Origin of the sequence: Brevibacillus sp. AF8, assembly GCF_021270385.1 — a bacterium.
GTDB lineage: Bacteria > Bacillota > Bacilli > Brevibacillales > Brevibacillaceae > Brevibacillus.
This window is the reverse complement of sequence record NZ_JAGQDN010000013.1, coordinates 134,260-155,837: the sequence shown is the minus strand read 5'-3', so window position 1 is coordinate 155,837 and position 21,578 is coordinate 134,260. Positions and strand designations below refer to the sequence as shown.

28 protein-coding genes are annotated in these 21,578 nt (G+C 47.9%); 13 read left to right on the top strand and 15 right to left on the bottom strand.

Going from position 1 to position 21,578, the window contains the following annotated elements:
- Positions 1-29: 29 nt before the first annotated feature.
- On the bottom strand, positions 30-446 hold the full coding sequence (locus KB186_RS17780; RefSeq protein WP_173609975.1) for a hypothetical protein: 417 nt from the start codon (positions 444-446) through the stop codon (positions 30-32).
- Between the two features lie 152 nt (positions 447-598).
- Between KB186_RS17780 and KB186_RS17775 the strand changes: the two genes are divergently transcribed.
- The 7 genes from KB186_RS17775 (at position 599) to KB186_RS17745 (ending at position 6,498) form a co-directional block, all read left to right on the top strand.
- Entirely contained in the window at positions 599-1,219 is a 621-nt protein-coding gene (locus KB186_RS17775) for a hypothetical protein (RefSeq protein WP_173609974.1), read from the top strand.
- A gap of 350 nt (positions 1,220-1,569) precedes the next feature.
- Positions 1,570-2,670, top strand: a complete 1,101-nt coding sequence (proB, locus tag KB186_RS17770; RefSeq protein ID WP_173609973.1) for a glutamate 5-kinase — start codon at positions 1,570-1,572, stop codon at positions 2,668-2,670.
- Between the two features lie 40 nt (positions 2,671-2,710).
- Positions 2,711-3,979, top strand: coding sequence for a glutamate-5-semialdehyde dehydrogenase (locus KB186_RS17765; protein ID WP_232774082.1), 1,269 nt, complete (start codon positions 2,711-2,713; stop codon positions 3,977-3,979).
- A 20-nt stretch (positions 3,980-3,999) separates the two neighbouring features.
- Positions 4,000-4,842, top strand: coding sequence for a pyrroline-5-carboxylate reductase (gene proC / locus KB186_RS17760; protein WP_173609971.1), 843 nt, complete (start codon positions 4,000-4,002; stop codon positions 4,840-4,842).
- 78 nt (positions 4,843-4,920) lie between these two features.
- Positions 4,921-5,727 (top strand): hypothetical protein, encoded by an 807-nt coding sequence (locus KB186_RS17755; RefSeq protein ID WP_173609970.1) that lies wholly within the window; start codon positions 4,921-4,923, stop codon positions 5,725-5,727.
- Between the two features lie 104 nt (positions 5,728-5,831).
- On the top strand, positions 5,832-6,152 hold the full coding sequence (locus KB186_RS17750) for a ferritin-like domain-containing protein (protein WP_142497014.1): 321 nt from the start codon (positions 5,832-5,834) through the stop codon (positions 6,150-6,152).
- Between the two features lie 13 nt (positions 6,153-6,165).
- The gene (locus KB186_RS17745; RefSeq protein ID WP_173609969.1) at positions 6,166-6,498 is read left to right on the top strand and encodes a spore coat protein; all 333 of its coding nucleotides are present in this window, start codon (positions 6,166-6,168) and stop codon (positions 6,496-6,498) included.
- Positions 6,499-6,540: 42 nt separating this feature from the next.
- Here the strand turns inward: KB186_RS17745 and KB186_RS17740 are convergent, their stop codons facing one another.
- Positions 6,541-7,989: an aminotransferase-like domain-containing protein gene (locus tag KB186_RS17740; protein WP_232774081.1), complete on the bottom strand. Its 1,449-nt coding sequence runs from the start codon at positions 7,987-7,989 to the stop codon at positions 6,541-6,543.
- Between the two features lie 147 nt (positions 7,990-8,136).
- On the opposite strand from KB186_RS17740, the gene KB186_RS17735 reads away from it, so the two are divergent.
- The 3 genes from KB186_RS17735 to KB186_RS17725 all read left to right on the top strand — a co-directional run bounded on the left by KB186_RS17735 (position 8,137) and on the right by KB186_RS17725 (position 10,476).
- Positions 8,137-8,751: a LysE/ArgO family amino acid transporter gene (locus tag KB186_RS17735; RefSeq protein WP_173609967.1), complete on the top strand. Its 615-nt coding sequence runs from the start codon at positions 8,137-8,139 to the stop codon at positions 8,749-8,751.
- 81 nt (positions 8,752-8,832) lie between these two features.
- Entirely contained in the window at positions 8,833-9,450 is a 618-nt protein-coding gene (locus KB186_RS17730; protein ID WP_173609966.1) for a DUF47 domain-containing protein, read from the top strand.
- A gap of 18 nt (positions 9,451-9,468) precedes the next feature.
- On the top strand, positions 9,469-10,476 hold the full coding sequence (locus KB186_RS17725; protein ID WP_173609965.1) for an inorganic phosphate transporter: 1,008 nt from the start codon (positions 9,469-9,471) through the stop codon (positions 10,474-10,476).
- Between the two features lie 112 nt (positions 10,477-10,588).
- Here KB186_RS17725 and KB186_RS17720 read toward each other — a convergent pair whose 3' ends face one another.
- From KB186_RS17720 to KB186_RS17705, 4 genes are all read right to left on the bottom strand, one after another.
- Positions 10,589-11,137 carry a DUF4825 domain-containing protein gene (locus KB186_RS17720; protein ID WP_173609964.1) on the bottom strand — a complete coding sequence of 183 codons (549 nt, stop codon included), beginning with the start codon at positions 11,135-11,137 and terminating at the stop codon, positions 10,589-10,591.
- Entirely contained in the window at positions 11,127-11,816 is a 690-nt protein-coding gene (locus KB186_RS17715; RefSeq protein WP_232774088.1) for a permease prefix domain 1-containing protein, read from the bottom strand. The genes KB186_RS17720 and KB186_RS17715 overlap by 11 nt, the downstream gene beginning before the upstream one ends.
- Positions 11,816-12,163: a PadR family transcriptional regulator gene (locus KB186_RS17710; RefSeq protein WP_173609963.1), complete on the bottom strand. Its 348-nt coding sequence runs from the start codon at positions 12,161-12,163 to the stop codon at positions 11,816-11,818. Before KB186_RS17710 ends, KB186_RS17715 begins: the two co-directional genes overlap by 1 nt.
- A 230-nt stretch (positions 12,164-12,393) precedes the next feature.
- A complete protein-coding gene (locus KB186_RS17705) occupies positions 12,394-12,639 on the bottom strand; it encodes a hypothetical protein (protein ID WP_232774080.1) in 246 nt (81 codons plus the stop codon).
- A 106-nt stretch (positions 12,640-12,745) separates the two neighbouring features.
- Between KB186_RS17705 and KB186_RS17700 the strand changes: the two genes are divergently transcribed.
- Positions 12,746-13,135, top strand: coding sequence for a cupredoxin domain-containing protein (locus KB186_RS17700; RefSeq protein WP_173609962.1), 390 nt, complete (start codon positions 12,746-12,748; stop codon positions 13,133-13,135).
- Here KB186_RS17700 and KB186_RS17695 read toward each other — a convergent pair.
- The 3 genes from KB186_RS17695 to panE form a co-directional block, all read right to left on the bottom strand.
- The gene (locus tag KB186_RS17695; protein ID WP_173609961.1) at positions 13,125-14,345 is read right to left on the bottom strand and encodes an MFS transporter; all 1,221 of its coding nucleotides are present in this window, start codon (positions 14,343-14,345) and stop codon (positions 13,125-13,127) included. The two genes, KB186_RS17700 and KB186_RS17695, sit on opposite strands and share 11 nt — an antisense overlap.
- Positions 14,346-14,412: 67 nt before the next feature.
- Complete coding sequence (locus tag KB186_RS17690) at positions 14,413-15,348, bottom strand: 4-hydroxy-3-methylbut-2-enyl diphosphate reductase (RefSeq protein WP_232774079.1); 936 nt, start codon at positions 15,346-15,348, stop codon at positions 14,413-14,415.
- 60 nt (positions 15,349-15,408) lie between these two features.
- The gene (gene panE, locus KB186_RS17685; RefSeq protein WP_221867847.1) at positions 15,409-16,338 is read right to left on the bottom strand and encodes a 2-dehydropantoate 2-reductase; all 930 of its coding nucleotides are present in this window, start codon (positions 16,336-16,338) and stop codon (positions 15,409-15,411) included.
- 225 nt (positions 16,339-16,563) lie between these two features.
- Here panE and glnA point away from each other — a divergent pair, with 225 nt between their 5' ends.
- Together glnA and KB186_RS17675 are read left to right on the top strand one after the other, a co-directional pair.
- Positions 16,564-17,982, top strand: a complete 1,419-nt coding sequence (glnA, locus tag KB186_RS17680) for a type I glutamate--ammonia ligase (protein WP_173610240.1) — start codon at positions 16,564-16,566, stop codon at positions 17,980-17,982.
- A gap of 121 nt (positions 17,983-18,103) precedes the next feature.
- On the top strand, positions 18,104-18,817 hold the full coding sequence (locus KB186_RS17675; RefSeq protein ID WP_173609958.1) for a L,D-transpeptidase family protein: 714 nt from the start codon (positions 18,104-18,106) through the stop codon (positions 18,815-18,817).
- 23 nt (positions 18,818-18,840) lie between these two features.
- On the opposite strand, the gene KB186_RS17670 is transcribed toward KB186_RS17675, so the two are convergent.
- From KB186_RS17670 to KB186_RS17645, 6 genes are all read right to left on the bottom strand, one after another.
- A complete protein-coding gene (locus KB186_RS17670) occupies positions 18,841-19,125 on the bottom strand; it encodes a hypothetical protein (RefSeq protein WP_173609957.1) in 285 nt (94 codons plus the stop codon).
- Positions 19,126-19,198: 73 nt separating this feature from the next.
- Positions 19,199-19,282: a YjcZ family sporulation protein gene (locus KB186_RS17665; RefSeq protein WP_106785930.1), complete on the bottom strand. Its 84-nt coding sequence runs from the start codon at positions 19,280-19,282 to the stop codon at positions 19,199-19,201.
- A 114-nt stretch (positions 19,283-19,396) separates the two neighbouring features.
- Complete coding sequence (locus KB186_RS17660; protein WP_232774078.1) at positions 19,397-19,843, bottom strand: hypothetical protein; 447 nt, start codon at positions 19,841-19,843, stop codon at positions 19,397-19,399.
- Positions 19,844-19,970: 127 nt separating this feature from the next.
- The gene (locus KB186_RS17655; RefSeq protein ID WP_232774077.1) at positions 19,971-20,525 is read right to left on the bottom strand and encodes a delta-aminolevulinic acid dehydratase; all 555 of its coding nucleotides are present in this window, start codon (positions 20,523-20,525) and stop codon (positions 19,971-19,973) included.
- A 200-nt stretch (positions 20,526-20,725) separates the two neighbouring features.
- Positions 20,726-21,220 (bottom strand): hypothetical protein, encoded by a 495-nt coding sequence (locus KB186_RS17650; protein WP_232774076.1) that lies wholly within the window; start codon positions 21,218-21,220, stop codon positions 20,726-20,728.
- A 186-nt stretch (positions 21,221-21,406) separates the two neighbouring features.
- Positions 21,407-21,571 carry a hypothetical protein gene (locus tag KB186_RS17645; RefSeq protein WP_173609953.1) on the bottom strand — a complete coding sequence of 55 codons (165 nt, stop codon included), beginning with the start codon at positions 21,569-21,571 and terminating at the stop codon, positions 21,407-21,409.
- Positions 21,572-21,578 lie beyond the last annotated feature (7 nt).

The following is a 21,578-nucleotide window of genomic DNA, read 5'->3' as shown; positions in this document are numbered from 1 at the left end:
GCCGTCGGTTATCCCAACAGCTCTCATGATTAGTTTTGTGGTACAAAGCTACCATCACGCAGCATAGTCAATTCGCCCATGATGAATGCTAAATCTTCGTTTTCGTCCAATTTGCCACTTTCTTCCAATGCTTCCAAACGACGCAGCAGCATATTGGCAAAATCTTGAATTTGTACCGGTTGTCCTTCCGTATCCGCATCATCCAAAATTACAAAACCAGTCAAGGCTTCCAAGTGGGTCACGATACGGAAACCGCCAATTTCCCCCAGGAACTCTGGCTTGTTCATTTTTGATTTCTCCAATTTTTGCAGCATGGACAAAATATCATTCGCTACCACGCTCGGAAAAGCAACCTGATAAAAGTTGCGATTTTTCGCTTCATCGGTTTTGATAATCAACACATCAATACCGTCCGGTTTTTTTGCTTTTTTGCCAAACCCAAACATATATTCCACCTCAATCGTTCGATCTGTCCAACTCTCTCCATGATAGACATAATCCGAGAGTCAGACAACCCCTATCCATATATTTACTAGGCTATTTGTCTTTTTTGACACACACGCTAACGTTAAACCACTGCTCCCAAGTGAGGTGCGCCATGAAAGTTAACTGGAAAAATTGGATGTTTATTCTCGCTCTTTCTTTACTCGTCACAGGATGCCTGACGCAAGTAAAGCAGGATCAGCAGGCAAAAATCAAGGCCAAAACACAGAGTAAGCCTGCCAAGCAGTCTGCCATCCAAAAGCTTGGCGACAACAAGATGGATGTCGTCCTTTTTTTGAAACAAGCCGAGCATCAGCTGGAAAATGTATATTACGCTGCTGCGGACAATGCGAAGGGCAAATCTGTGATTGAGGATGGTCTCGTCTTTCGGGAATTGCCTAAGCGCTTCGACAGTAAAGACAAGATAACGGGGTACTTCGGTCGTTTTTGGAGCCGTCCACTGGCAGAAGCCATGTACGACAACATGACAACCAAGCTGGTGAAGGAAAAAGTATACGTAGCTATCCCACGCGTCGACTATCCGACTTTGATCTCTGTACGAAACACGACTGTTCAAAAAAACAATGGAGAACTCAGTGTGACTGTAGAAGATGTAACCGATTCCTCCTTTGCTTCTGACCGCACGCTGCGCTACCGACTCGTACGCGATCAAAAGACAAAACGGTTCGAAATCAAATCACGGATGGGCGCTTATGGAAATGAACAATTTCAATAAGCCTCTTGACATTTCTTATGGACCCAGCGAATAATAGTGAATTAATAAGCACATAGTGAGCGGCAATGACGGGGAATAGTAAAACCGCCCTTCAGGTCCAGAGAGCGAAATCCACCGGCTGAGAGGTTTCGTCCTTGAATCGGTTTGAACCCACCCCAGAGCATCCAGGGAAGACCTGGACAGGTTTCTTTCACCTGTTATCAAAGAAAGAGAGCCGGGCGTTTCATGGCTGAAGTATGCCTTCAGTCCAAAACGTCAAATAAGGTGGTACCGCGTGAGGTCTTCAAGCCCTTTCGTCCTTATCAAAGAGACGAGAGGGCTTTTTTGTATGCAAGAAGGGGGTTTTGAACATGAAAAAGGGTAAGTTGCGTTTGGTAGTAAAGGTGGGGAGCAGTTCAATTGCAGCAGCTACAGGCGGTGTTGATCCGGCGAAAATGTCGCTGCTCGTCTCTGCTATCAGCCAGTTGCGCGAAGCGGGTCATCAGGTTGTCTTGGTCTCCTCGGGAGCTGTCGCCAGCGGCTATCAAAGTCTCGGCTACCAGCAGCGACCGCGATCCTTGGCAGCCAAGCAGGCAGCGGCAGCCATCGGGCAAAGCTTGTTGATGCAAACCTATACGCAAATGTTCGGCGCCCATAACTTCAGCGTGGCGCAAATCTTGCTCACACGCGGTGACTTTTCTCACAAGGAACGGTATCAGCACGCATTCTCCACGCTGTCACTGCTTTTAGATAAAAACATTTTGCCAATCATCAATGAAAACGACACGGTATCTGTAGCGGAATTGACTTTCGGCGACAATGATATGCTGGGCGCACTCGTCGCTGGTCTCATCCATGCCGATTTGTACATGATCCTGACTGATACGAATGGCCTGTATGACAAAGACCCGCGTTATCATGCGGATGCCAAACACATGGGCTGGCTCGAATGTGTGACGGACGAAATCGAGGCACTTGCAGGCGGAGCTTCCCAACTGGGAACAGGCGGTATGCGCTCCAAGCTGATCGCAGCCAAAACCGCCCAATCATTAGGAATTCCCGGCTTTATCGGAAAATTGACGAATCCCACTGATTTGCTAGATGTCCTTACTGGCAACGGGAATGGCACCTACGTCAACTATCATCCAGAAGCACCTGCAACGAACGGCGTTCCTACACGTAAGCAATGGATTGCGCTTCACTCCCCTACCCGCGGAAAAATTACGGTGGATAGCGGTGCAGCAGAAGCGATTTTGGAAAACAGCAAAAGCTTGCTCTTGGCAGGTGTCCGCGATGTATCCGGCATGTTCGAGCAAGGTGAAGTTATCGAGGTTTACTGTGAGGGTACGTTGATTGGTCGCGGCATCAGCAGATTCACTGCAGCACAGCTAAGTGACTTTCTTTCCCCTGATAACGTAACGCGACACAGCGGTACTGTTATACATCGGGATGAATGGACACCTGTCATCTAAACGAATCCATGTAGATAGAAAGATAGGAGTTGGAGAAACCATGGAAAACTTGAAGGAAAAAGTGCACACACAAATAAGCCTGGCCAAACAGGCTTCACGAAAAATGGCAATACTCTCACGCAAAGAAAAAGACGAGGTACTCGTCGCAATCGGCAACCAGTTGCTCGCTGATGAGGCCGTCATTCTCTCCGAAAACGCCAAGGACATCGCCATCGCGGAAGCAGACGGTCAGCCTGCCTCCTACCTGGATCGTCTCCTGTTGACGCCGGAGCGAATGGCACAGCTAGTAGATAGCCTGGCGCAGCTGGTATCTCTCGATGATCCGGTCGGGGAACGGATGGACTCATGGACGCGGCCAAACGGACTTTTCATCGAACAAATCCGCGTCCCTCTCGGCGTCATTGGAATGGTGTACGAAGCCAGACCGAACGTCACCGTTGACGCAGCAGCTATCGCCATCAAAACAGGCAATGCGATCGTCTTGCGCGGCAGCCACAGCGCTGTTCATAGCAACCTCGCGTTGGTGACCAGCATTCGTCAGGCGCTTACTGCGACCGGACTTGACGCGGAAGCGGTGCAGTACTTGCCTTTTGCCGAGCATGCCTCAGTCGATTACTTGTGCACCGCCAATGGTCTCGTCGATGTCATCATCCCTCGGGGTGGCGCAGGACTGATCCAGCGGGTTCTGCAAATCGCAAGTGTTCCCGTACTCGAAACAGGCGTCGGCAATTGCCACATTTATGTGGATGAGGCGGCTCACTATGACATGGCTGAAAACATCGTGATCAATGCCAAAACAAGTCGGCCTGCCGTATGCAATGCTGCCGAAACACTACTCATGCACCGCAGTTGGCCACAGGAAAATCAACGTGCCTTGCTCCAAAAGCTCCTGGCGAAGGGCGTTGAGCTCCGCGTTTGTGAGCGTACGATAGAGCTGCATTCCGACCTAGCCTCTCAGTTGCACCATGCAACATCAGAAGACTGGGATACGGAATACTCTTCTCTGATTCTGGCGGTTCGCACTGTCGATAGCCTGAGCGTGGCCATTGAACATATTACAGCGCATACTTCCGGCCATTCCGAGGCAATCGTAACGGAAGATGAAGTCGCTGCCCGTCAGTTTTTGACTGCGATCGATGCCACAGCGGTTTATCACAACGCCTCTACCCGCTTTACAGATGGGGGAGAATTCGGCTTCGGTGCTGAGATCGGCATCAGCACGCAAAAGCTTCACGCTCGTGGGCCAATGGGCTTGTCAGCGCTCACTTCTTACAAGTATGTCGTACGCGGAAACGGTCAAATTCGATAGTCAAAAGGGAGGGAATCACCATGGGTAACCAAGCAACAGCGATTACAGAAGGACGGATCGGTTTTCTCGGTGCAGGCTCGATCGTGGAGGCCATGCTTTCCGGTATCGTAAAGAAAGGCTTACTCCCTTCTGAGCGTATTTCCGTCACCAACCGCAACAACATGGAGCGTTTGGAGCAGTTGGCAAATGACTACGGGGTAACTGCTACCCAGGACAAATTTGAAGTAGTCCGTTCTTCCGATATTTTGATTTTGGCCATCAAGCCGAAGGATACAGCAGAGGCTTTGCAGGATTTGCGTGGGGTCGTTCGTTCCGACCAATTGATCATTTCAGTGGTCGCTGGCGTCTCCACCAGCTTGATCGGAGAGTGGCTCGGCGCAGAGTGCCCGATCATCCGCACGATGCCCAATACATCGTCTGCCGTTGGTTTGTCCGCTACCGGACTGTCCGCGAATCCGTTTGTCCAGGAAGAGCACCGCGAGCTGGCTACCAAGCTTTTCGAAGCAATTGGTACCGTATATGAAGTCGCCGAGGAAGAGCTGGACATCATTACTGGATTGTCTGGAAGCGGTCCTGCTTATATTTACTATTTAGTAGAAGCCATGATGGGGGCGGGTGCCACAGCGGGACTGGATCGGGAAATGGCACGCCAATTGACGCTGCAAACCGTGATTGGGGCGGCACATATGCTACTCGATACACGCGAAGAGCCTTCTATTCTCCGGCAAAAAGTAACGAGTCCGGGTGGAACGACTCAGGCAGGACTGGAAGTATTGGAGGCCTATCAGTTTCAGGAGGCCGTTACTGCAGCCATCTTGCGTGCTGCCGAAAGATCGCGGGAGATGGGGGCACAATACCAGTAAAGTCGTTTTGTCCCCCCTTCTTGTCATGTATAATAAAAAAGATCAAGCATAATCGAGAGAAATGACGAAGGAGGTCCCATGGAAATTTACGCCTTGTACGGCACCAGTGGAACAGGAAAAAGCACCAGTGCATTAGAACTTGCTCACCGAATGAACATCGACGCCATTATTGATGATGGCATCCTGATTTACCAGGGACGCAAGGTGGCCGGAACCTCTGCCAAATATGAGAAGACAAAAATTCAGGCGGTCAAACGAGCAATTTTTCATTATACGGAGCACGCTGAAGAAGTACGGCGAAGTCTTGGCCAGATTCAACCAAGCCGACTACTCGTGTTAGGAACTTCGCAGCGGATGATTGGTCGTATCGTCGAAGCGCTGCATTTGCCTTTTCAGGTGGACTTCATCCCGATTGAATCCATCAAGCCTCCGCAGGAAATCGAGGCTGCCCGCTACATTCGGGAAACAATGGGCAAGCACACGATACCGATTCCGCGTGTGGAAGTAGAAAAAGATTTCCTTCAGCGCCTCATCTCTTCAGCCCAACAGATTTTCAGCTCGAAAAAAGAAGTCATTGGGGAAACAACCGTGGTTCATCCTCCGTTTTCAGGTGGACGCATCATGATTCATCCTCAGGTGTTGCGAAAAATCGTGGAAGCGACCTGTGACCAGTTTGACGAGGTCCATCATGTGGTCAAGATCGTCTCCAGCTTTGAGGATTTGCCTCGGTTTCAGGTTTCGATTGCTCTTAAACTGCCTTACATGACAAATATTCCAGCACTTATCCATGCCCTTCAATCTACGTTGTACAAAGAAGCTCAATATTGTCTCAATATCGCTCCCGCCAGCATCGACATTGTCGTTTCTTCTCTGGAGCTAACCTAATCCGGTCCTTTGCGACCGGATTTTTTTTTGGCTGCAATCCTCAGGGGTTACATCCTGACTTGTTGCTCATCCTATACATGATTCCATCTGAAAGGAGCAACCCGATGCCATCCATCCTGTCTTCCAAGCCCTTTACACAAGCTCCGATTCCCGAACCGCCGAAGGTCATTTCGACAAAGGACTTGAGCTATCTCAAAGATGCTTTGTCTTGGGAACTGATCGCTTTCAAAAAGCTGCATGCTTTTGCACAGCAAGCTACTGATCCCCAGGTCAAGCAATGTCTGGAACAGCAAGGACAAATGCACCAGCGACACTACCAAAAGCTGCTGAGTCACCTGCAAAACAACAACACCGCAGTGATGGCGACCATTCCGCAGATGCAGTCCCAGCAACAGCAATCACAACAGCAACAACAAATGCAGTAAGGGAGGAATCGGGATGCCAAACCAAAATCAGATCGCCAATCCGCAATCCGGTCAGCTGCCACAAGTAAAAGGTCCGCAAATGAACGATCGTGATTATCTCAACGATTGTTTGGCTACCTGCAAATACTTGACAGATAACTTTAACATTGCCGTTCGTGAAGCCAGCCACCAACAGCTTTATGATGACATGCTGCAAATTTTGAATGAAACCCATCAATCAGCCCGCGATGCTTTTAATCTCATGTTTCAAAAGGGATGGTACAAGCTGGAGGCTGCCGAGCAGCAACAACTTCAGCAAGCTTATCAGCAGTTTAGCGGGTACTCCACGCAGTTCCCTTATCATTAAACAGCAGCCAGACACCTGACCCAAACAGGTGTCTTCTTTCTTTTATCCCTTTCCACGCAGGAGCTGCGATATTACAAATAGCGCCTTTTCCATATCTGCTTCCTCTGCGTACACGTAGGACAAGCGAAGATGATGACTATCCGTCTGATCATAAACAAAGCCGGGATTTAACAGAACCCCTTTTGCCAGTGCTTCCGTAAAAAGCTTGCGCATGGAAACCGCCTGATGCAGACGCAGCCAAATGTAAAAACCACCATGCGGCATACGCCAATCTGCCAAATCGCCAAACCAGCGAGCAAGGCATTCGCACATCCTGTCCCTTCTATGTCGCAGAGCTTCTCTAAGCTGATCCAGATGCCGGGAATATCTATCGCTTGTGAGCCATTCTGTCGCCACCCATTGAGAAATAGCACTCGCTCCGTAATCCGTCTGCATTTTCACATCCGCAAGGCGTTCAATGACAGGCTCAGGACCTACAATCCAGCCAATCCGCAGTCCCGGACTGAGTGTTTTGGACAAGCTGCCCAAATACAACACCAACCCGCTCTGATCTCTCGCCTTCAACGGCAATGGTCCCGGCTCATCTAACCACAATTCTCCGTAAACATCGTCTTCCAACACAGGCAGTCTCTCCCGCTCACATGCCGCCAACACCTGCTCCCTTCGGTTCTCTGACATACTAATTCCTGTGGGATTGTGGTATGCCGAAATTGTATAGAGAAGCGCCGCGTTATGCGCCTGTTTTTGTCTCGTTAGCACTTGGGGAGAGATTCCTTCCGCATCCATCGGTACACCAACCAGCCGCATTCCCGATGATTGAAACAAAGGCAGTGAGAATAAATACGAAGGCTGTTCGAGCAAGATGGCAGATCCACGGTGAAGGATGCCAATCGATATCAACTGCAAGGCTTGAAGGGCTCCCGACACGACCAAAATAGATGCTGGTGAAGCTTCGATCCCCCTGCTCCGCAAATGATTGCTGATCGCCTGGCGCAAAGGCAACAGCCCTTTTGGCTCCGAATATCCGAGCTGAGTCATTTTGCCCTGCAAGCTAGCCATGACCTCTTCCATCTCCGCAACAGGAATCAAGCTCGGCGACAGCTCACCTGTCCCCAAACGAATGTACCTCGGGTCTGGCTCATAACGATTGATATCCTGAATCGTTGGCGAATTGGGGAGATGAGCTCCGGCCTGTACGTAGCCCAGCCAATTTGGTGGTGGTGCGGTCGTCAATAAGGACCATGTATTGTTGCTAACGACGGAGCCACTGCCTACTGTTGCTTCAATGAAACCATCCGCTTTTAGCTCTTCCAAAGCCGTCACTACCGTGCTGCGGTTTACATCAAAGGCTTGTGCCAATGCTCTTTGTGTTGGCAATTTACTATTGATCGGCCACTCTCCGCCTGCTATTTTCCCCTTCATATAAGCCACGATCTGCACGTAGATCGGTATATCTGATGATTTGTCAGGCTTCCAGTCTATCGTCAGCACAGGCACATTCCCCCTCTCCTTATCATTGTACAAATTGGTTGGTTTGGATGTAAACCAATTGGCTGGAGACAACGGATTCACAACCATGAATAATGACAGTAATGCAAATGGTCTTTGCATCGAGAGAGAAACGGGGAGGAAATGATCATGCTGGAAGCGATTTTGCACGGTTTTGTGCTTGCTTTTGGACTTATTTTACCGCTCGGCGCACAAAATGTTTTCGTTTTTAATCAGGGGGCTCTACAACCTACATTACTTCGCGCCATGCCCGTCGTACTGACCGCGGCACTCTGCGATACCCTGCTCATTTTATTGGCGGTATTAGGAGTTTCTTTGGTCGTATTGACAGTCACATGGCTGAAAACGGTTCTGTATGTGGTCGGCTTCTTCTTTTTGGTGTACATGGGATATTTAACGTGGCGTAGCCGTCCGAATACGGAGGCTGGAGAGAAAGAGCGCTTTTCTGCCAAAAAGCAAATCATGTTTGCTGCCTCTGTCTCTTTGTTGAATCCGCATGCGATTCTCGATACGATCGGGGTGATTGGTACCAGCTCACTGAGCTACACCGGAACAGAAAAATGGGGTTTTACGATTGCTTGCATCCTCGTATCCTGCATCTGGTTTTTTGGCCTTTCTGTAGCTGGTCGTACGGCAGGACGATTGGACCGGTCTGGAAAATTGCAGCGTGGCCTGAATATGGTTTCAGCCGTGATTATGTGGGGAGTGGCCGTCTATATGGCAGCCCAATTACTCATCTCGTAAAGAGTTCATGAAAAAGTGAATAATCCCCATCCCCTCCACTCAAAATACTCCTATTCGGGTTTTGAAGTGGAGGTTTGTTTAATGCTTTTTACCAAATCGGATGCACTCTTGGATGACTTGTATGAGATTGCGAAAAATGTGCATCAGACGGCGATCTATTTTAATGAATACAAAATCACTTCTTTAGAGACAGTCAAAACCTTTGCTACAGAGATGAAGGAGTACGAAACAACGGGCGACAAGCTCATCCATGAAATCATCGTGCAAATCAACAAGACATTTATTACCGCCATCGAGCGCGAGGACGTTCTGGACCTTGCCGTCAAGCTGGATGATGTGCTGGACGGATTGGAGTTTTGCGCTTCGCGACTCTATATGTACGACATCATGGAACCAGATCAAACGATGGTGCGATTCGGTCAACTCATCGAAGAAGCTACCAAACAAATTCTTCTCGCCATCGAACTGCTCCAAAAGCAAAAGTTGTCCGCTATGAAGGAGTACATCATCCGCATTAACGATTTAGAAAGTGAAGGGGATGAATTGGTGCGGGGCAGCATCCGGCAATTGTTCAAAACCTCAAGCGATCCGATTCACATTATGCAGCTCAAAGAGGTTTACGAAGTGCTCGAAGATGTCATGGATCATTGCGAGGATGTCGCGGATGCGATGGAATCCGTGATCATGGGCAACTCTTAAACAAGGAGACCTACTTTCATGTATACGAGCCTTCCCCTTGTTATTGCCGTTATCATTTTGGCTGTTTTCTTTGATTTCATCAACGGGTTTCACGACACTGCCAATGCCATCGCAACCACCGTATCCACCAAAGCTCTCCCGCCTAAGATTGCCATTGGCCTGGCGGCTATCATGAACTTTATCGGTGCCCTGACGTTTACCGGGGTCGCCAAAACGATCGGTGGAGATATCGCCGATCCAGCCAAGCTGGAATTCGGTGTGCTTGTGGTCATGGCTGCTCTCTTGGCTGCGATCCTTTGGAATTTGATTACGTGGTGGTACGGTATCCCCAGCAGCTCGTCTCACGCTCTCATCGGCTCACTCGTAGGGGCAGTCCTCGCTTCCGCAGGGAGCGCGCAAATCAACTGGGCTGGTTTTTTGAAAATCTTCCAGGCGCTTATTGTGTCACCGGTTATCGCGCTGGTTGCCGCTTACCTCATGATGAATTTGGTTTATTTCATTTTCAGTCGGATCATGGTTCCCCCTTCCAAGGTCAACCGGGGATTTCGCTTCTTTCAGATTTTCACGGCGGCCCTGCAATCCTTTACACACGGAACGAATGACGCACAAAAAGCGATGGGCATTATCGTGTTCGCTCTCGTAGCCGCTGACCTGCATGCAGATACAAGCACGATTCCTTTCTGGGTGCAGTTCATTTGTGCCCTCGCGATGGGCTTGGGAACCTCTATCGGAGGCTGGAAAATCATCAAGACTGTGGGGGGCAAAATCACCAAGATTGAACCGATTAACGGAGCCACTGCCGATCTCACTTCATCTTCGATCATTTTTACCTTTACGCAGTTAGGATTGCCTGTGAGCTCTACCCATGTCATCTCTTCCGGGATCATGGGGGTCGGTGCAGCCAAACGGCTGAAAAGCGTCAATTGGGGCGTTGCCAAACGCATCGTGATCACCTGGTTTATTACGCTGCCGATCTCTGCCTTGCTCGCTGCATCCATCTATTTGTTGCTACATGTATTTATCTAAAAGCAAAAGGGACGAGTAACAGGCTCGCCCCTTTTGCTTTTATCCGAATGAAAAGCCCAAGTAAGACTCTGTTACCATCGTTCATTACTCCTCTTCCGTTTTACCTCTTTTACTATGTACTCTCTATTTCCACCATACCCTCTTCAACAAATTGATCATCCCGCAACTTGTCCTGTACACCTGTACGCCACTTTTCTTTTGTCAAAAGCGATGCCAAATCCTCACCGAAGAGGCCTTGTATGGCACCTCGTGTGGCAACAATCGTAGTATCTGCAAAACGATATTCGACAGTTTGCAAATTGTCTACCAGTGCAAAGGCTGCCACAGAATTATACAGCATCGCTTGCTTGAACAATTTCGCCTCGATATCGGTCGTCTTGTCCTCATAATGGATCTCAATCGTAAACTTCTCCGGACGGAGCTGAAAGGTCCGCTTAAAATCACTTAACGGCAGATGATTGAACATGACCAGATTCGAAGTTGCGCCCATGTACTTGTTTTTGTATGGCAAAATGGATTCCAAATCGTGAGTCAGCGGGTTTTGCTGAGCCAATTGATATTGCTCGGATTGCGCTTCGTTCTGAGGAATAATCATGATCTGAATGGCCATGAACAGGACAACCCCGATGAGAACCAAAGCAAGTATGATTTTATTTCGCATGGAGATCACCCTCCCCTGCATCGTATTTTAAAATAAGTCGCGGAATGGCCTGGAGCCACAGCGGTATGAGGATGGTGAGTAAAGGCAGCGAATACGCTACAGCAATGTTAGCGAATTGATATGGTCCAGTAAGATTCACTGGCGTTGAAAACCATAGATTACTGCCAAAATAGAGCGCAGTCGTAAACACGAGTGCCCCGACAATATAAAGCGCCCACAGCATCCAGCCCGTTTTTCGCAACAAAAAGGCAAATTGCACATTCATGCTGGTCAATTGACGAGAGGAAGCCGGTCGGTTGAACCTTAGCAAAACCAAATAGACGATCCCGATGAGGATACAAATCGCAAACAGACCATAGTTCAAAAAGATACCCAATCCCCAGATTCGCAAGGGCATAGTCACAATCCAGGCAATGAGTCCGTACAGCAATCCGAGCTGCAACAACTCTTGCAGAAGTGGAAGCATGTATACTTTACGGCGTTCTCCGACAATCGAATCAATCGATGGCAGATTAGCCTTTGCTTTTTTCACCGCTTCACCCAGCGATAGCCCATCTGCAACTAAGTCGGCGACCTTTGCCTCCAAATTGCTCAATACTTCCCACTTGAGCTCCTCGATTTGTTTACTTCCTCTATATTTTTGAAACAATTGATCGACATGGTGCTGCAAACTCTCCATCACACTTCGCCCCGCCTTTCGATTAGCTGGTCAATCAATTCTTTGGCCAATTTCCAGGATGCCAGCGATTTTTCGTACGCTTTTCTCCCTGTTTCTGTCACCTGATAATATTTGCGTCTGCCCCCCTGGCTCTCATCTCCCCAGTACGAAACGATCAGCTTGTGTGACTCTAATCTTTTCAGGCTGGTATACAGGGAAGGCTCTTTCAGTTCGTATCGCCCGCCGCTGTTTTTGAAAATGGCTTTGATGATTTCGTATCCATAGTTATCGCCATCACACAGGACACGGAGAATAATTGTATCGATATGACCGCGGATAATGTCACTGCTGATAATGCTGTCACTCATTTCGTTCACCTCGCAGCTATAGCATAACAGATATTACTATGTGTGACAAAGTAATATGTATTAAATTCCTTCTACTCACACAAAAAAACAAGACCACCCAAAAAGTTGAGATGGTCTTGAACAAATAGGCAGCCCGGTCGCATTATTGTCTCACCTGGTACACCAGATAGGGTGCTGGCGTCCGTTTTCCGTTTATTTCTGGCCAAACATAAAGCAGTTCCAGTGAGAGACTATTCCACCCAAACCTTATACTTGTGACTCTCCACTAATGCTCCATGTGTAATGGCAATGAAGTCTAGCCTGATTGCTGAGTCTTCCACCGCCGCGCCCTCCATTGCTAGCTGTGTGATTTGTCTTGGCAAATAGTACGCCAGTTTTTTGACACCGATTTGGGCTGCTTCTGCTTGGGACAGCTCCGGGGAAGTATGTGACTCCGTATTTTTTTCAACGTTAATTAATCGTAAGAAATAGATCATACCCGAAACTTCAATCGAATAGGGAAAAAGTGTTTATCCCCTTCACTCCGGGGACAGGATAATAGTAACTTCCCATGCTATTGTCCTCAAAGGAGTTGAAAGCAAAATGTCTCGTCACTGGTATCGGCAGCTTCGTTATCCAATCATCGCTCTGGCTGTGACATTAACGCTACTTTGGACACATCATCACCATCGTCTGCCCGCTTCGTACGCTGTCGCGACGCGGACACATACCGTTACGATTTCTAGCGCTGGCTTTTTGCCCAATCAATTGACTGCGCACGAAGGAGAGCGAGTCTCGTTGATGATCGTCAACACCGATACACGCCCTCACAATCTATCCATTCGTGATCTAAACCTTACATCCACAGAATTAAAGCCGACTCAATCGACTCTCTTACAGTTTTCAGCCGCCAAACGTGGTCGGTATTATTTCGTATCAGACGCACCGGGCTATCCGGAAACAGGGTTCCAAGGCATGCTCGTCATTGACTAGCTTGCACCTCTTCGTCTGGTGAGATTTGCTTCCACCGTCCGAATTTTATTATGAGCAGAGGAATGATCCCGATCGCGGTGATGATTCCAAAAAACAAATAAATGGCTAGCACCGAAAACGAATCTTTGATCCACCCCGCTACCAAATTGCAAAACATCGAACCAAGCCCGCCTCCCACTGAAAAGAAGATGGCCAGTGCCGTCACCTGAAGGGATGCGGGCGTATTTTCGCGCACAAATTGGGCTGCTGTTGCCAAATAAAAGCCCACTGAAATCCCCTGCACAAAGAACATCGTAATCACGGCAGTGGTACTCGGAGCGGAGCTGTACCAGAACCAGCGCATCGCGCAAAAAATCGCCGATAGCAAGAGCGTCAACTCCAGTCCCCACCTGCGGACAATATAACCCGCCAGCTTCATAAAAGGAGCCTCACTGCCTGCAAACAACAAGAAGGCTAGACCGATCCCGGCAATAGTCCCTCCGATATCCTGATAAAACAGGGAAAACCAAATATTATTGGCATTGACAGAGCCCATCATGCAAAATGATGAAATCAAAAACAACGCAAATCGCGGAATTCGCGCCAAATCCCTTATCCCCGCAAGCATACTGACACGAAACCGCGAAGCCTCTGTCACTTCTTCCGGAACCTTCTGAAGAAACAGAATGGCAATCAGAAACGCCAAGCAAAACGAGTAAAAAAGAACATGTGGCCCCCACTGCTCAACGAGAAGACCGGTGATAAATGCCGCTAGCGCAAAGCCGATTGCTCCCCACAAGCGAATGTCGCCGAACTGAATGCCATGTCCCTTGGCATAACCGAGAGCCAAGCTATCTGAGATGGGCACGACGGCACTTTGAAAAAACGACAACAGGATGTAGAGCAAGAAGACGTAGACAAAGGTGGAGACACCCGTAAAGAGAAGTCCCACCAGCCCGGTGATGGTCAATGTCAGAATCAGCACAGTTTTGCGAATTTGATAGCGATCACAGATCATCCCCCACATCGGCTGTGCCACAATGGAAACGATCGGCGCGACTGCACTGATGAGACCGATTTGAGTCCCAGTTAGATGGATGGATTCGTAGTATTGCGTAATGAGAGGAGCAAAAGCACCAAGCCCGTAGTAAATAAAAAGATAAAGGGCGCAAAGACTAACGTATCTGCCTTTTGCGCCCCCCAGCCCGAAACCGGAGTGTGATTCTGGCATATAACTCTCCTATTTTGAGGTTAATTAACCGTGTAAGAAAACATAACACAAGGCATGCCTACATGATTTATTTTACCGTCGGCAATATTTTCGCCATGTTGACGGTCCGCTTTTTGTCCCATGTAGTCGGGTTGAACTCATCGAACTGCTCCAGGAAGGAGATGACTTCCTTCGTCAATGGAGTCGGCGTCGAAGCACCAGAAGTAACCGCAACATTTTTCTTTCCACGCAGCCATTCAATGTCCAGCTCAGACAAATCAGCGATTCGATACGACGGAACATTCGCGATTTCTTCCGAGACCTGTGCCAAACGATTAGAATTGTTGCTGCGCGGATCGCCTACGACGATGCACAAATCTGCTTCTCCCACTTGCTCCGCTACAGCTTCCTGACGAACCTGCGTAGCGAGACAAATTTCATTATGCACTTCCACGCCTGGAAAACGCTTAAGAATGGCGTCCATCAGATGCTTGACATCCCATTGGCTCATCGTCGTCTGGTTCGTAACGATCAGCTTGTCTGTTGGCAGTTCGAGCGCCTCCAGCTCTTCCAGCTTTTGAACCAGATGTACGTGATCCGGCGCGATCCCCATAGCGCCCTCTGGCTCTGGATGTCCTTTTTTCCCGATATATAGCACATGGTAGCCTTCCGCTACTTTTTCGCGGATCAAATCATGTGTTTTCGTTACATCCGGGCAAGTCGCGTCGACGACAGTCAAGCCTTTTTCGCGTGCTTTCTTGCGCACCTCAGGAGACACGCCATGGGCAGTGAAGATTACCGTTCCCTCATGAACCTGATCCAAGAGAGCCAGCCGATCCTCACCATCCAATGTTTTTATCCCTTGTTTTTCAAACGCCTCAACGACGTGAGCATTGTGTACGATCATGCCCAAAATATGAATCGGGCGGGGCAAGTCAAAGTTTTGCGCTGTTCGCAGTGCCAAGACCATGGCATCGACTACACCGTAACAATATCCACGGGGGGAAATCTTGATGACTTCCATCTTTACCCCTCCTACTTTTTATAATGCGTGAGCAAAAGACATTTCACCCCGTATTATACCTTATTTGTCTCCTGCACGCTTCTGTTCGTAAACCTTCAGATTATTGTAGACAACTTTTAAAAGCGGCGTGGACAAGCCTTTTTGTTCCGCTCGCTCCAAGAGGTAGCCTTGAAGATGATCCGCTTCCACCGGAAGACCTTTTTCCATATCACGAAGCATGGACGATTTCGTTTGAGGACGCTGATTTTGGAAAGTCTCCATCTGTTTGTCGACGATATCCGGCTTAATTGGTGCCTCCAAAGCGTTCATGACAGAAGCGATTTCGTCTGCAAGCTGACGTGTCAGCTCTACACCCCAAGCCGATTCCCGGATCGGTCCAACAGCAGAATTCATCAATGTGGTAATACCGGAAAATGTCGCAATAAACAAGTATTTGTGCCAGGCTTCCCGTTGAATATTTGTGCTTGCGCGCATCGTTCCGTTGATCTTGGAAAAGGCTTGCTCCATTCGCTCTACACGCTCACTTTTGCCGCCTTCCCACTCACCGAAAACCGCATCATGAATAGGACTTGTCTGCACGACATCCCCATCCGCATTCAGCGTCGTCTCAATAAAACACAGACCCCCGAGCACGCGATCCCGGCCAAAACGATTCCACAAAAGTTCCATATGCGCGATTCCGTTCAGCAGCGGAATAACGACTGTGTCCTCGCCTACGTACGGAGCGATGGCATCCACGCTATCTTCCAGCGTGTAAGCTTTGTTGGACAAAAGCACAACATCAAATGGTCCCGCTTTCTCTCCTGCTTGAATCAGTTGTGGCTGCTCCAAAAGCAAATCTCCATGAATGCTCTGAATGCGCAAGCCTCGCTCCTGCAGTTGTTTGTATCTACGCTCGCGCACAAGAAACGTTACATCTACTCCCGATTCAACCAGCCTGCCACCAAAATAACCGCCAATGCCCCCCGCTCCCAGTACGAGAACCTTCATCTATATCGCCTCCGCGTTTATAAGTCTTGATTTGTCTACATTTTATTAGAAAGTAACCAATTTCTAAACCCCGCAATATAATGTTAGAAAACTTAACATTCAACGTAAGAAAACCTCTTGACGAACAATAATAATTGTCGATATAATTCGGAATATAGAAACCAAGGAAAAGCCGAACGTTGATAATGAATTCTTAACTTTAATTCGTGAATGGAGTGAATCATGTTGGATATGAAAACAGTCTTGTCCATAATTGACGCAGAAAAAGTGGAATATGTAGATTTTCGCATCGTTGACCTGCTCGGCCGCCAACACCATGTCACCGTTCCTGCCTACGCGGTAGACGAAGGAACATTCCGCAATGGCGTCGCATTTGACGGCTCCAGTCTAATCGGCTACAAGTCCATTGAAGAAAGCGACATGGTAGCGATGCCCGATCCGGCAACCGCCTTCATCGATCCTTTCGTAGAAGCCAAAACCATGAATATCATCTGCAACATCGTCAATCCAGACAACACCGTCTACACACGCGATCCTCGCGGCATTGCGCTCAAGGCCGAAGCCTATCTGCAACAATCCGGCCTCGCTACCGCTGCTTATTTTGGCCCAGAATCCGAATTCTTCCTCTTTGACAATGTACGCTATGCCTCTGGTCCGTCTGGCTCCTTCTTCCACATCGATTCAGAAGAAGCTTACTGGAACACAGGGAAAGAAGGACAAAACCTCGGCTACAAAGTACGCAACAAGGGCGGATACTTCCCTGTTCAACCAACCGACTCCCAAATGGATATCCGCAATGAAATGTGCACGTTGATGACAAAATGCGGCTTGCATGTCGAGCGCCATCACCATGAGGTGGCAACAGCCGGTCAGGGTGAGATCAATTTCCGCTTCGATACACTGACTCGTACAGCAGACAATCTATTGTTGTTCAAATACATCGTGCGCAATGTAGCTGCGAAACACGGAAAAACGGCTACTTTCATGCCAAAACCAATCGTTGGTGACAACGGATCTGGAATGCATGTTCACCAAAGTCTGTTTAAAGGCGACACCCCATTGTTCTACGAGCAAGGCGGTTACGCAAACCTGAGTGAGACTGCGCTGCACTACATTGGTGGTATTTTGCACCACGCACCTGCGTTAATCGCTTTGACGAATCCGAGCACCAACTCGTTCAAGAGACTCGTTCCGGGCTATGAAGCACCAGTGAATCTCGTCTTCTCCAAAGGCAATCGCTCTGCTGCCGTTCGGATTCCGATTGCTGCCGTTACGCCAAAAGCGTCCCGCGTTGAGTTCCGCACCCCGGACTCTACTGCTAACCCGTACTTGGCATTTGCCGCCATGCTGATGGCTGGCCTCGATGGCATCAAGCGCAAGCTCGACCCGCGCGAACTGGGCTTTGGACCAATGGATAAAAACATCTACGACTTGTCCGATGCGGAAAAACACGAGATCAAGAGCGCTCCCGGTTCTCTCGCAGAAGCACTTGTAGCACTCGAACAAGACCATGATTTCTTGCTCGAAGGGAATGTCTTCACAAAAGAAGTAATCGAAGGCTGGATTGCACAAAAGCGCGGTGAGATTGAGCAAGTCGAGCGGACAGTGAATCCTAAAGAGTATGAACTGTATTACGACCTATAAGCAAAGAAACAGCCCTTCTCTGATGAGGAGGGCTTTCATGTTCTCCCGAATAAAATGCTGTTTCCATTCACAAATTAAAGTTGTACTGTGAAAAAAACAGATGATCGGATGAACGTTGACAATGGTGAATCGAACGATAACTCACTTGCTCATTTGTTTTGCTGCAATTCTTCTCCTAACCGTAAGCTTTCCTGCAGAAATCGAAATCGGTCAAAAAGTCGTTTACGCCGAGCATTCGTTACCAATCATAAGCGACCAAGGGATTATTACAATTGAGGTTTATCCCAGAAAACACAAGTTAATTGTCAAAAAGCATGGAAAAACAGTAAAAACGTATCCCGTTGCCGTTGGTAATCCTTCTACCCCTACACCAGTTGGAGAATACAAAATCATTTCCAAAGGAAAAGATTGGGGACCCTCATTCGGTCCACGATGGTTAGGTTTAAACGTCCCTTGGGGAATTTATGGCATCCACGGCACAAACAAGCCACACTCCATCGGACAGCATTTGAGCCATGGTTGTATCCGCATGCGAAACAACGACGTCATTGAACTGTTCACGATGATTCCACTCGGAACAAAAGTAACGATTTATGGTCATGTATTGGGGGACCCGAGCCACGATCCTAGAGATTTAGCCGAGGGAGACGTTGGTGGAGATGTACAGCTCATTCAATCTCGATTAAAGAGCGCTGGATATTATCACGGAATATGCGATGGGAAGTTTCGATCCTCGACAACTGCAGCTCTAAAGAAATTTCAACGGGATCGAAAATTAATACCGAACGGTGTCGTGTCCAGCAAGGTTTACCAAGAGCTGGGATTGCTGGAATAACTCTCGACAAGATTTGTAATCCACTACATGAACCTTTTAAACATACTTCCAATCCCATTTGTTCCTTGGAACGTTCTGAATACCTCGTTTGCTATGCGTACACCATTTAAAATGGTGTCCATATCAAGGTTTAGATTGGAAACCCTTGGCGGTCGGGACTCTTTTCTCGTCTTACGGCTTGTTTTTGCCCACTCTTGATAGTACTGGCCAAGGGATTCAGGATTTTTTTGCAGCTTTCTGACCGAGACCTTATTTGACTTGAGCCAGTCAGAAAACTCAGGGGTAAAACCATGGATTTTTCTAGCCACTTTTCACCCTCCCCTCCATTCGTAAATGAATAATGCAAAGGGATTGTATGTCCCTTTGCATTACTTTGTTTCCCTAACAATCACAACCGACAATTACCAGCAAAACGAAAAGGACCAGGATCAGAGCAAAGTCATCAAAGCCATCAAAGAAACCCATTCTGTCTCCCCCTTTCCTTAGACACACTACTCTATGCGCTTTTCTCATGATTTGCCTGTACCATGACCTACTAAACAAAAAGGACGCAAGCATTTGCCTGCGCCCTTTTTCATCCTATTGCAGTCCGATTTGCGATTTCACTTGCAGAATTCCGCCTCGGAAAGAAAAATTCGCATTTGCTCCAATCGTCCCTTCGCCCTCGTACATGTAGACGATTGTGTGTCCTTCCTCTCCCTCTTTCCCAACCTCAGCAAGCAGTTCGCCTTCCCCGCCCACTATTTTTTTTACTTCCTCAAAGCTCATCCCATTTTCAATCTGTTCAAATTCACTCTTCGTGATCGTTGCTTTCTCTGTCGTTGCAGGAGCATTCGATTCTGCTGCTGGTGTTGCTGGCGCGGTTGCCTCAGCTGGAGCCGTGCCAGTTGGCGTCGCTGGCGTTGTTGCTGGTACCGTACCTGTTGGCGTTGTTGGTGAAGATGCTGCCGTTTCTGTTGATTGCCCGGAGCTACATCCAGCCAACATGATGGCGAAAGCCACTATGAAAAAAGCCAATTTTTTCAAAGAAATACCCCCATAATTGAAATAAGTCTCTCCTACCATAATCCAAAATATGACTGCCAACAAGAATAACAACCTGACAATTCTCGACACAAAAAGAGCCTCGTACAAGGCTCCCTTTGCGTTTCCATTACTCTTTTACATAAAGCTGATACATCCCGGTTTCTTCATCCGTTGCCTTTGCAATTCGAAAAGCTGCTTCCACGCTTTTCTTGTTTTGAATTACCTCGTAGAAAAAGCGCAGGGCGAACATCAGCGCAGAATTTCCGTCCGGGTAATCATCTGGCCCGATATACGTATGGCAACCACTGTCCAGAAAGGCCTTCGCTAATTCGAGATCACCAAGCGAGCATCCGTTACCTAACACGATTTTTCCATCCAACTTGGCAAAACGTCTAACCTCGTCAGAGCCAAAGTCACCCTTTGGTTCTCCTTCCTCGTAAACGTCCTCGCCTAGCTCTGGCATAATGAGGCTACCCTCATCTCCATGGAAATTCAGAACAATCATATCGGTATTTGGGTAAAGGTCGGTACCATTCAATACATCAATCAAATCGTTTGGTCGACCAATCCAGTACGTAAAGACTCGAGCTCCAAAATACTCAAGTGTATTTCGGATTGCTTGGCTATCCAAATCCGTATCCGGACCAATTACTAAGGCAACATTCATTTCAGGTTTACTCATCGTGATATTCCTCCATTTGGTTGTAAGTGGTTTTTATTTGTAGGAAAACAAAACCATTTACGTGGAGGGGGTCGGGCCAACTGGTGAATAGCAAGACGTTACTTCATAATCATCAAGTAGGAAAACTCCTCTTCAATTGGAATATTTTATAAATTTTCAGTAGTATATCACCCAAAACTTGGCATGTAAAGTTTCCCTCATTACGCAAACCCTTTTTTGATTTTGGTCTTCATATCACGATACAGCTCTCCGTATGTGATCGCATGCTCGATATGCGAATAGGAAAGCACGGAATCGCCATCCTTGCTCTCGCAGCACGCAAAGAATAGGCTTTCCATCAGATTGTGATTCTCGATGGAATTGGTAACATGAACGCAATCCTCAATCGAATCATGAGCGTCATGCTTGTAAAAAAGAAACGTCCCTTCTTTGAATGCCCCTTTTTTGTTGGCGTCTTTCCAGATGAGCATGCCCAAGGTAATAAAATACCCTTCCTGGAAGCGGATGACGCCTGTAATGACAGAATTAATCGTGGTCGGAATGATCGCAATCGAGTCATTGAGCTCATTGACGTATTCATACAACGCTTTATTGGATTCTCGAAGATCAGCGATTGGTACATGAAGAAGCTGCTTGTCTCTTAACTTTTCTACGAGTTGCTGAACGCATAGCGTCTTATTCAAAGTTGAAATCACAACCTCATCACTTCTCCCATTGTAAGTAAGTGCCTTCTTTACGTTATTCGTGATGAAATGACATATCCCTACAAAATCCGTACAAATCTTCTTACTTTTTCAGCGAGAATCAAATCCCTCTCTTACCTAAGACGTCCAAAAGCCCTTCACGCCTTTTTGTGGCGAGAAGGGCTTCTTGGCGCAAATTTACGCCTTTCCTTTTAGGTAATCATCCTTTATCTTCTTTTCCTGTTCAGCGGTGGTCATGTCTTTCTCCAACACCTGATACATCAATTCATCCTTTACTTGGCGAGGGACTCCTTTTTCCTGATGATTTGGGACAGATGAACTCGAGACAGAGTCATGTTCCATACTGCGT